General features: G+C 60.3%; 3 protein-coding genes. 1 reads left to right on the forward strand and 2 read right to left on the reverse strand.

Features of this window, described 5'->3' with window-relative positions; all coding sequences use genetic code 11:
* On the reverse strand, window positions 1-1,548 hold a 1,548-nt coding region (locus ACFDS3_RS19880; RefSeq protein ID WP_375264066.1), incomplete at its 3' end, for a glycosyltransferase family 4 protein.
* Window positions 1,548-2,597: a class I SAM-dependent methyltransferase gene (locus tag ACFDS3_RS19885; protein WP_375264067.1), complete on the reverse strand. Its 1,050-nt coding sequence runs from the start codon at window positions 2,595-2,597 to the stop codon at window positions 1,548-1,550. The genes ACFDS3_RS19880 and ACFDS3_RS19885, both read right to left, overlap by 1 nt.
* Before the next feature lie 271 nt (window positions 2,598-2,868).
* Between ACFDS3_RS19885 and ACFDS3_RS19890 the strand changes: the two genes are divergently transcribed.
* On the forward strand, window positions 2,869-3,343 hold a 475-nt coding region (locus ACFDS3_RS19890; protein WP_375264068.1), incomplete at its 3' end, for a glycosyltransferase family A protein.

The following is a 3,343-nucleotide window of genomic DNA, read 5'->3' on the forward strand; positions in this document are numbered from 1 at the left end:
GCTGGCATCATCAAATGGAAGACGATCGCGTTCGACGTTTGCCGGTGCCAGTTGGAGCGTGAAGTCTCTTAGCGCGGGGTGCCGGGCCTGCACGGTCTGTTCGAACCTGTTGGGACCTTCCCAGACCCCGTACAGGCGCGCAGTCGGCAACGCTGTTGCTATCATGGCTTCGAACACGAGCGGCGGGAACACGCCAACATCCAGGATATCGACCGGCTTCCTGTTCGTAATCAGATCCAGGGTCGCGCGATACCGGGCCCAATGCGTATCCAGGTAGCTCACAAGGCCCGGATCGGGCTCACTAGCCTCGCTCGGCAGAGTATCGAACGCATAGGCTGTCATGACATCGCCGGCGCTTTCGAACGGCAGGAGCGTGCGTGGGATGGCTGGGGCCACGGCTGTTGCAAGCTGCCTGACCGGGGCAGCGCCCGACGTCTCCGCGGAAAAGCCGGGCGCTGCCGATACCGGCACCTCTTCCTGTACCTGCTTGAGAGCTTTCGCTCCCGTCAGCACTTCGACCACGTGGTCCCAGGATATATTTTCGCGCTCGATCCGCTTGCGGCCGCGTCGGCCGATTCGCTCAGCGAGGGTCTTGTCCGACAGGATTTCGTCGAAAGCCCGCGCCAGCGCGGCCGGTGTGGGCTCGGTTACAAACCCCTCGCGCCTGTCGGAAATGAATTCCAGCGGCCCTCCAGCATCGTGACAGGTGATGACGGGCTTGGCGGACAACATCGCTTCGAGGGTGATGTAGCCGTAATCCTCATCCTGCGGGACGAAGACGACCCCACGCGCGCAGGCGTAAAGGTCTCGCATTTCCGTATCGCTTACGCCAATCCTCCAGGAAAGGCGGTCATCGACTCCGAGAGAGCGGGCGAGATCCTGCAAGCGTGCCAGGTAGGACGGGTCTTCGGGTGACCCAGCCACGCATAGGGTACCGGGTTCACGGCTCTGCGCGAGCGCGCGCAGCATCAGGTCAATGCGTTTGCTGGGATTAATGCGACCAGGAGCCAGCAAAAAATCGCCGAACCGCTCCGTGTAGAAGTGCTCGGCCCCTATTGGTGGATGGTAGAGCGGCTGGGCTGTCATCCCAAGATATTGCTTCACGCGCTCGGCCACGTTCTTTGAATTGGCGAAGATCGGAGCTTGCGTGTCGGCAAAAGCAAGACGGTCTTCCGAAATTACCATCTGGCGCGCCTCTTGTCCCAGTGGATCATCCAGCAGGTCCGAGGTTCCGGCATCCCACATGTCGTAAGCCTGTCGGTATTGGTGGATGAGCCAGAAGGTTTTGCGTGGATGCTGCGCAAGGTAGGCAGGGAATCTCAGTCCGACGGCCAGATCAATGGGGACACCGGACGCTTCGGAAGCATCGATGAGCTTTGCCGCCAGGGTGTGGTCGACGAGCTTTTCCGCTGGATACCAGCGGAACGGTATTGTGATTTCCGCGACTTCGTGCCCGTGGCGTTCCAACGCCGCGCGCAGCCCCGCGCTGTGCCTCTCGGCCCCGCCATGGACGAACGGGACCTGTGTTTGCAGCAGTCCGATGCGCATCAGGACGCATGCATCGGTTTGTAGGCCACCATCGTGAGATCCTGGGCGCCAAACAGAAGATAGGCGATCTCGGGATCGACGGTATCTTTTTCGATAAACTCGTCGAGCCTTTCATGTGGGTGCAGCCGCCGGGCCTCGACGGGGTTGAAGCCGACAACGTCCAGAAGCGTGCCCATCACGGCTTCGGTGCGCGGCTGCACATGCGTTGGATCGTTGTGGAACGAGGTCGATCCGACAAGAACGTTGCGAACGTCAGGTGTCTCCAGCAGTAAAAGTCCGCCCGGTGCGAGGGTGCGCATGGCTTCACGAGCGAGCCAAGCCACCATGGGGAAGGGAAGATGTTCGATCAGGTGGTGCGCAGTGATGGCCGCCAAACTTTCATCCGGCACATCTCGCAAGGTGCTCTGAAAGTCCCCAAGGCGCGCATCCAGCCCGTCGGTTTTGGCTTGCTCGATTTGTAGGGCGTTCAGATCCACACCATAGGCTTCGAGCCCCCAGGTGCTGAGAAGGCTTAGCCACTCGCCACGGCCACAGCCCAGATCGAGGACCGGCTTACCCCGGCAGCGTAGCGCTGCCGCCTCGATATCGGGGCGATATACGGACAAGCGCCGGCGGATTTCCTGGGTCGATCCCCGAAACCGGTTTTCGAGGACATGGTAGAAGTTGTCGAGGAATGATTCCAGGCCTGCCGGATGCGCTTCGGAAGTTGGCTGGGTCGTCTTGGTGCCCGCGCAGGGCAGTCCGGCCAAAAGGTCCATACGCCGGGAGAGATCGGCTGTCATTCGATGGATTTCAGCTGCGCGTGCACTGATCACCTCTCGAGTGACGGTGCCTTGGTGCTCAATCTGCGTGCGCAGTTTGGGGAGATCGCCTTGTATCGCCTCGAGCTCACTGTGCAGACCCCTCAGCTCCATGGTGAGACGCTGGATTTCCCGCTCGGCCTTCTTGGTCCGGCGCTCCGTGCGCCCTACCTTGAAAAGCCCGGCGATGTTCTGCTCGAAGCGCTTCAGAGGCGTCAGTTTATCGTTTTCGTCTGTGCCTCCAGCCATTATGCATCTCCTGATTTCTCGTCTCGCGCACTGTATGGCCAGGGCTTCACCTCGCCGGGAAGCTAAATCTTAGCAGCGTCCCCAGGGAAGTTTTCTGCCAAAATGCACGGCTCCCGCCTTTCTACAAGCGGGTTGTTACATGTCTCTGGCGCGCAAGAGCAACCAACGCGGTTCGGAGGCGGGGCATGTGTTCGAGTACTGAGCAGCTTTGCAGACTCGTCTGTGTAAGGCGCACTGTACGCCTGCTGGCGCCTTCTGTACATGGATCTCCATGACGGTCATCTCGCTTACAACAATCCCTAGCCGGTTCGACAAGATCGGGCCAACTCTCGAAACCCTGCTAGCCCAGAAGGCCGACATTTCGGAAGTTCGTCTTTACATCCCGCATCATTACAAGCGGTTTCCCGATTATGACGGTACATTGCCATCGGTTCCCAGGGGGGTCGCGATCCACCGCTGCGAGACAGATTTCGGCCCTGCAACGAAGGTGCTTCCCGCGGCCAAGGACTTGCGTGGGTCAGGCGAGCGGTTGCTTTTTTGCGATGACGACCGCCTCTATGACCGCGATTGGGCCGCTAACCTGATCGATGCAGGCCAGCGGCACCCGGACCGCGCGATCTGCGTGATTGGCTGGTATCTCGAGAAATGGCTCGGACAGGAACGAAAAACCTCCCATGACCCTGGCGCACGTCACAAGCCACGTTGGGCGGACTGGAACTATCGCTGCAAGCGCATCGCCCAGCAGG

The sequence above is a fragment of the Palleronia sp. genome (assembly GCF_042089775.1).
In the GTDB taxonomy this organism is placed as follows: domain Bacteria; phylum Pseudomonadota; class Alphaproteobacteria; order Rhodobacterales; family Rhodobacteraceae; genus Palleronia.

Excerpts from the sequence above, each read along its gene's own strand:
- ACFDS3_RS19885 (WP_375264067.1), bottom strand. The coding sequence starts at position 2,597 with ATGGCTGGAGGCACAGACGAAAACGATAAACTGACGCCTCTGAAGCGC.